Raw genomic sequence first — 6,330 nt, 5'->3', positions numbered from 1 at the left:
CGCGCACCGAATCGGTTTCTTGCCCCTCTCCTTCGATATGATGCAGAAAATCCAGAACGGACTCCACGGAAGCCCGGCGACTGTTTGCCTTGAGAAACTTCAGCCAGGCAAAGATGTCCTGTTCCATTCCATTTCTTTTGGAGGGATAGCCGATTTCCGAATCCAACACCTCGCGCCATCGCAGAAACGAGACGGGAGCATGTGCAGTAACGCCGACTTTGTCTTCTTGCTTTTCCATACAGGCGAAAATAACAGATCGCGTACCGCAACTCAAGATGTTTCCGTCAGTTTCATGCAGATCATAACATACTGATAGTATAGAAGTCTGTACCATGCAAAATACCCCTTGACAAGCAAAAATAGTCCCCCTATACTCCCGCCGCGGAAAAGGAAGTTCTTATCAGCCGGAAACACCCTGTCCCCGAAAACACCCAGGTCTCCGAATTTCTACGCTCCCCAATAACTTGGATGGGCGTGATCTCCACCGAAAAATGAGCCATCGACATATTGAAAATAATTATATCTAAATCCCACCTCCCTTGACGGGGCTTGGTTTAGGGTGGGGTCGCCCAGTAATTTTCATCCCCCTTTATGACGGCGGGCCGTCATGGAGGTTTCATATTTCTGATCAGGACAGTCGCCAGGGGAATTAATTAATTATGTTCAAACTCTTTGACAACATAAACCCGATTCACTTTCTTTATCTCTTATACGGCACTTCTTTCCTCTTCCTGGGGGTGTCAATAGCCGCCAAGGATATGAAGGAAAGCAAACTGAAGCTGGGAGAAAGTCTGTGGTTGCTTTCATCATTTGGATTTTTACACGGCGCCCACGAATGGCTGGTACTTGGCACCTGGATTGAGGGGAAGAATCTTTCCTATCAGCAGATTTTTACGGCAGAAGCGGTATCCGTTTGTCTGCTTATCCTTTCTTTCATATTTCTCATATATTTTGGGTTGTCGCTGATTAGCGTCGTTCACGAAAAATGGCCCTGGCGTTACAAGACGATAATAGCGGCGTGCCTTTTCTTGATATGGCTTTTTTACCTGCTCCGGAATGACTTGCCGCCCGCAAGCATGCAGTTTCTGAAACGTGCGGAGATAGGGGCAAGATACGCCTTTGGCATTGTAGGCAGTTTGCTGACTTCTTATGGTCTGGTTTCCTATTCGCGCCAGATAAGGGCCATGAGTTTGCCGGTGGCGCGGAGACTGAATTATACGGGCATAACGTTTCTTTTTTACGCGTTTGTTGGCGGAGCCTTTTCTTCCCTTTATACGATGCCGCTTGTCCCGGTCCCCATCGAGCTTCTGCGTGGCGGGGCCGCTATTATTATAACCTATTTCATTTGTCAGGCCCTGAACATCTTTGATATCGAAACAAGAAGGAAGATCGAGCAGCAGGCGCGACTTCTCGTCCAGGCCGAAAAGCTGTCTTCTTTGGGACGGTTGGCAGCCGGCATCGCGCATGAAATTAATAATCCCCTCACCAATGCCTCGCTGGGGGTCCAGACTTTGAAGCATAGATTGGACGGCGCTGGAACAAACAATGACGTTGTCAACAGGCTAAGTGCAATTGAGAAAAATATTGACCGGGCATCGTTGATTGCCTGAGCATCAGGCCGCTGGAGGCTGCCTTCCGGCGGGCCATTTTTGAAAGCGACGTCCTGTTTACCGACGATACCCCCGTCCCCCTGCAAGTCAAGGGAAACGGGAAGCTCAAGAAAGCGAGGCTTTGGGCCTATGTGCGGGGAGGAAGCGGGCCGCCGCTTGTGGTCTATGTTTTCTCAATTGATCGCAGTAAAAAACGTCCTCTTGAGTATCTTGAGGGATATCAAGGGTATATCCATGCCGACGCCTACAGCGGCTATGATGAACTCTTCAAAAGAGAGGGCATCATCGAGGTGGGCTGCTGGGCTCATGCACGGCGTAAATTCGATGAAGCGGCTTCTTCGCGTCCGAAAGAAGCGACCGATATCCTTTCCCGCATCGCCCGTCTTTATCACGAGGTGGAGACCCCCTGCGCGGATATGACTCCTGAAGCCCGGTGCAAATTTCGCCAGATGCATGCGGCGCCGCTGCTTGCCGGGATATTTGAGAATATCCAGGAGCTGAAGTCTCAGGCAATCCCGTCGGAGCCTCTTCACAAGGCAATCGACTACGCACTGAACCAGAGTGAGGCGTTATGCCGCTACATCGAAGACGGACGTCTGAGGCCGGACAACAATACGGCAGAAAACGCGATGCGTCCAGTAGCCCTGGGTCGCAAGAACTGGCTTTTCGTCGGCAGTGAACGGGGCGGCAGGGCGGCGGCATTATTTATGAGCCTCGTTAAATCCTGCAAAGACCTCGATATCAACCCCTGGGAGTATTTTGACGACATGCTGCGGAGGATTATGAGCCATCCGGTCAGTCGTCTGCGGGAGTTGCTGCCCGATGTCTGGAAACCTCTTCCCAAGGATAAGCGCGGCCTGCTGCTTACGTAAAATACCGGAGATGCGCCTATAGCGTTCCTCGCCCCACTGCACCTTGCTTTTTAAAACCATTTCCCCTATACAGACTGTCAAAGATCATGCCGTCACTGGAGTTGTCCATTACTGGCGGCTGTCTTCTACCGCGACTGCAAATACTTCGCAAGACGGGTTCATCGGACGGTTACGTAAAAACCCGTGAGTTCAAACGTTGGGCTAAAGAAAGGAGCAAAACTAAATGGAAAGCCTTGTGGCATTAATTCTTGTAATTGGACTGCCAATTGCGTACTATGCCTATAAAGAATACAAATCTCCCGGAAGCGTTCGACCAGTAAATGAAATTAAGGGCGTAGATTATGGTCCCTCCGGTCGCCATTGCTTAGTGTGCGGTTATGAGGGCAAGATGAAGACTTGGCTAAGCAACTATTCTGCCCCACAATTCATTATACTATTAGGATTGTTATTCTTTATCATACCGGGGTTGATTTTCATTGCACTGTTCTGGGGTAAGTATAAATGCCCCAATTGTGGAGCAATCGGGAAAAACAGGGAAATAAGACATGAAGATAGCTTCAGGCAGCCACCACAGGTCATTGCTCCACCAATAAGTCTTTCAGACGAGCTTCAGCGTCTGGCAAAACTGAATGAACAGGGCGCGTTATCAAAAGAAGAATTCCAGACGGCAAAAAAAAAGTTACTCGGATGATGCCTAAAGACCTGTTTCAAGCGGCATACATTGGACATGTTACACGCAGCCGCTTGGCTCTGGGGGCAAATATGAAAGAAAGGATACTCCATGCCAACAATTTCAATGTTTTACGGTATTCTGATATTAATGTACTTTTACGATAACAAAAAGCATAGTCGACCGCATATTCACGCTGAATATGGAGAATACAATGCAATCATGGACATAGAAACTGGCGATGTTCTTGATGGCAGCCTGCCGCTCGCAAAGCTCAAGCTCGTGCAGGCATGGATAGAAATCCACAGGGAAGATTTGCTTGCAGATTGGAAACTGGCGGTGGCAGGCGAACCAGTATTCAAAATCGATCCATTAAAGTGACAGGAGAAAACTATGGAAACCATTATCAAAGCTACTCCTCTTGAAAACTGCCGCATTCATATTGTAACCAGCAGCGGTATTTCAGGAATATTTGATGTCAAGCCATACATGAAAGGGAGTGCATTCAAAGAGCTTGCTGATGAATCTTATTTTCGTATGGTCAGACCAGCGCATTCCGGCATCATGTGGCCGCATGAACAGGATTTCAGTTTAGATACGATCATATGGGATTTACAGCACGCCCAACAAGAAGCTTCACCGGACGGCAATTCCGCTACGCTTCATCGCCGTCTGTGAGCTTGGCCGTTATGCCTCAAAAAGGAAACTGCATGAATGAAACAATCACACTAAGGCCGGCCACTATTCAAGATGCAGATATGCTCTTGGATTGGCGCAATGATCCAGAGACAAGGAAGGCCAGTCACAGTACATCTGAAGTGGTGACGGAAGAACACATTGCTTGGCTGACAAAGACATTAGGTAACGCCAATCGAAGATTACTTGTCGCTGAAGAAGATGGTGCTCCTGTTGGCACTGTTCGAGCAGATTTGTCGTAAGGTGTATGGGAATTGTCCTGGACTGTAGCCCCAAACGCGAGAGGGCGCGGAGTGGCAAAACGGGTGGTTGCTTTATTAGCCCAGGAAATTTCCGAACCAATCCGAGCAGAAGTAAAGGTTGACAACATAGCGTCAGCTCGGATCGCTGAACATGCAGGTATGGCATTCAATAGAGAAGTTGAAGGTGTTATTCATTACAGCCGAGAAGCATTGAAATGAACAAAAGGCATAACCTATAAGGATTGAGTCGACCCGCGAAGGAAGTTAAATTGATGGCACGGACGTGATTGCGGGTCGAACTCAATCCATTGTTCAACAAGCCCGATCATATTATATAGGGTAAAGATTAGATTACGCAGGCAGGCGGGAAGTTAACTGGTATAAAATTTCCATTGATTTCTCTGGAAAAGAATCCGTTCTTTGACAAAAAACCTCCTTCTTCCGGTGCTTCGTTGTTCATTTGCTTTGGTTTTAACCAGCTATTTCCATTTGGGCGACATTTACTTTGCCAATCACTAAATTCCGAAAACAGCAATCCCTGCCCGTTTGTAAACGGCTTAAAAAAGACAAAAAAGAGTAACGGTTTTTCAGTTTACGCACGCTGATCATCTACCCCGGTTTCATCAAGGCAACGAAGGCTTCCGCTTCGACAGCGTAATGAAAAATCAATGTACCCTGGCAATGGGGACAGTACGGCGCTGGTTTTTTCTCTTTCTTCGCAGTCGGATGCCTTTCCGCGAAGCATTCCAGGGACAGCTCTATCGCGTCCCTGACATCATCGTATGTTATCGATGAGCCCGAGCCAAGGAACCCATAATAGCGGATTTTCATGAATCCATGGGGTAATACGTGCTGAAGATAACGGCGGATGAATTCCATGGCGTCGAGCGACATCGTGCGAAAACGGGCACTTCGCTGTTTTTTGTAACGGAATGTAACCTGGCGCTGGTGGACGCCGACAATCCGACTGTCCGAAATGGCGACCTTGAAGACATAAGGGGCCAGATACTTCAGGCTTCCCTCGCTGCTGCCGACGGCTTGGGAATTGACATTCCAGGCAATTTGCCAGACGTCCGGCTGGATCTGGTCAAGAAGCCCGTCCTTTTTCATCTCGTCCCGGAATTTGGCGCGAAATATCCCGGAAAGCGCCCTGACCGGCAGGAAGAAATCGACCCGCGAAGAATGCCAGAAGCCGGTTTCCCGCTTCAGCGCACCGCCGGGGACAATGTAATGAATGTGAGGGTGATATTCCAGTTGTCTGCCCCAGGTGTGCAGAACCCCGAAAAAGCCGGGGCAATCGCCGCCCACCAATTTGTCATCGGCGACAAGCTTTTTCAGTGTAGTTGACGATGCCGCAAACAGGGCCGCATAGGCGATCTTCTGGTGACTCCTGATAAAACGGCGCAGTTGTTCGGGAACTGTGAAGGTTATCATGAAGTGATGTCCGGGAAGTTGTCGTTCCATCTGTTTTTCCAGCCATTGCCGGGTTTTGTGATTCTGGCAGACGGGACAATGACGATTTCCGCAGGAGCGAAAAACGGTGGTTTCTCGATGACATTCTTGACAGATGAAAACATTGCTGCCGCAAAGCTCGGTGCGACACCTGATGATATCCTCGATAACCTTTTTGTGAGCCGCCGGCAGACTGCCTGCAAAAGTTGTCATGTACCTGAATTAGTGGCATGAAACCTGCTTAAAATTGATATAATTACTTGACATTATTGTATATTTGTGATAATTATTCTCCCTGAAAACAGCACCCGGGAGGTGAAGATGGTACCAGTGGAATTTATCATCAAAGAGGGAGACGAAAATTTGACCAGCCATTCCGGGCTGGCCTTGATAGGGGCTCTGATCAACCGGACGGAACTTGCGCAAAGAGCAGATTCCATTGTTCTGCCGGGGTGCCTGGAACCCAGGATTTCCCATGGCGATATTCTGAAGACGTTCCTTGGATTGTTGTGTATGGCAAAGCCTGACTACGACGCGATAGAGGAGTTTCGAGAAATGTCAGTGGCGACCTGATATTGCCCTAAAACTGGCGGTTTGAAAATGGATTCCACTGGACGGTATTTTATTTAAATGATTGGCACACATAATTCTTCTTCTTTATGAGCCAATTGCAAAACTATTTGTCATTCCCGAATGCTTCTATCGGGAATACGGTTTTTCAAGCAGTTAGAACCAGATTCCCGCTTAAAATCATTGCGGGAATGACAGAATGTGAGAGTTTTGCAATT

At 48.3% G+C, this 6,330-nt stretch carries 10 protein-coding genes; 8 read left to right on the top strand and 2 right to left on the bottom strand.

Annotated features, from left to right (window positions below; all coding sequences use genetic code 11):
- The coding region (locus K0B01_14430) for a hypothetical protein (protein MBW6487338.1) at positions 1-238 on the bottom strand (238 nt) is incomplete at its 3' end.
- Positions 239-659: 421 nt separating this feature from the next.
- On the opposite strand from K0B01_14430, the gene K0B01_14425 reads away from it, so the two are divergent.
- From K0B01_14425 to K0B01_14395, 7 genes are all read left to right on the top strand, one after another.
- Complete coding sequence (locus K0B01_14425; protein MBW6487337.1) at positions 660-1,610, top strand: hypothetical protein; 951 nt, start codon at positions 660-662, stop codon at positions 1,608-1,610.
- On the top strand, positions 1,595-2,482 hold the full coding sequence (locus K0B01_14420; GenBank protein MBW6487336.1) for an IS66 family transposase: 888 nt from the start codon (positions 1,595-1,597) through the stop codon (positions 2,480-2,482). The genes K0B01_14425 and K0B01_14420 overlap by 16 nt, the downstream gene beginning before the upstream one ends.
- Positions 2,483-2,705: 223 nt before the next feature.
- Entirely contained in the window at positions 2,706-3,173 is a 468-nt protein-coding gene (locus K0B01_14415) for an SHOCT domain-containing protein (protein MBW6487335.1), read from the top strand.
- Between the two features lie 90 nt (positions 3,174-3,263).
- A complete protein-coding gene (locus K0B01_14410; GenBank protein ID MBW6487334.1) occupies positions 3,264-3,533 on the top strand; it encodes a DUF4160 domain-containing protein in 270 nt (89 codons plus the stop codon).
- A gap of 12 nt (positions 3,534-3,545) precedes the next feature.
- Positions 3,546-3,830, top strand: a complete 285-nt coding sequence (locus K0B01_14405) for a DUF2442 domain-containing protein (protein ID MBW6487333.1) — start codon at positions 3,546-3,548, stop codon at positions 3,828-3,830.
- Between the two features lie 32 nt (positions 3,831-3,862).
- Entirely contained in the window at positions 3,863-4,090 is a 228-nt protein-coding gene (locus K0B01_14400) for a hypothetical protein (protein ID MBW6487332.1), read from the top strand.
- 12 nt (positions 4,091-4,102) lie between these two features.
- A complete protein-coding gene (locus K0B01_14395; protein MBW6487331.1) occupies positions 4,103-4,309 on the top strand; it encodes a GNAT family N-acetyltransferase in 207 nt (68 codons plus the stop codon).
- Between the two features lie 390 nt (positions 4,310-4,699).
- Here the strand turns inward: K0B01_14395 and K0B01_14390 are convergent, their stop codons facing one another.
- Positions 4,700-5,755 (bottom strand): transposase, encoded by a 1,056-nt coding sequence (locus tag K0B01_14390; GenBank protein ID MBW6487330.1) that lies wholly within the window; start codon positions 5,753-5,755, stop codon positions 4,700-4,702.
- A 108-nt stretch (positions 5,756-5,863) separates the two neighbouring features.
- Here K0B01_14390 and K0B01_14385 point away from each other — a divergent pair, with 108 nt between their 5' ends.
- Positions 5,864-6,115, top strand: coding sequence for a hypothetical protein (locus K0B01_14385; protein ID MBW6487329.1), 252 nt, complete (start codon positions 5,864-5,866; stop codon positions 6,113-6,115).
- Positions 6,116-6,330 lie beyond the last annotated feature (215 nt).

This window comes from Syntrophobacterales bacterium (genome assembly GCA_019429105.1).
Classification (GTDB): domain Bacteria; phylum Desulfobacterota; class Syntrophia; order Syntrophales; family UBA5619; genus DYTH01.
The sequence above is the reverse complement of the archived record's forward strand: the minus strand, read 5'-3'. Positions and strand labels throughout refer to the sequence as shown.

Excerpts from the sequence above, each read along its gene's own strand:
- K0B01_14400 (MBW6487332.1), top strand. The coding sequence starts at position 3,863 with ATGAATGAAACAATCACACTAAGGCCGGCCACTATTCAAGATGCAGAT.
- K0B01_14425 (MBW6487337.1), top strand. The coding sequence starts at position 660 with ATGTTCAAACTCTTTGACAACATAAACCCGATTCACTTTCTTTATCTC.
- K0B01_14415 (MBW6487335.1), top strand. The coding sequence starts at position 2,706 with ATGGAAAGCCTTGTGGCATTAATTCTTGTAATTGGACTGCCAATTGCG.
- K0B01_14410 (MBW6487334.1), top strand. The coding sequence starts at position 3,264 with ATGCCAACAATTTCAATGTTTTACGGTATTCTGATATTAATGTACTTT.
- K0B01_14390 (MBW6487330.1), bottom strand. The coding sequence starts at position 5,755 with ATGACAACTTTTGCAGGCAGTCTGCCGGCGGCTCACAAAAAGGTTATC.
- K0B01_14405 (MBW6487333.1), top strand. The coding sequence starts at position 3,546 with ATGGAAACCATTATCAAAGCTACTCCTCTTGAAAACTGCCGCATTCAT.
- K0B01_14385 (MBW6487329.1), top strand. The coding sequence starts at position 5,864 with ATGGTACCAGTGGAATTTATCATCAAAGAGGGAGACGAAAATTTGACC.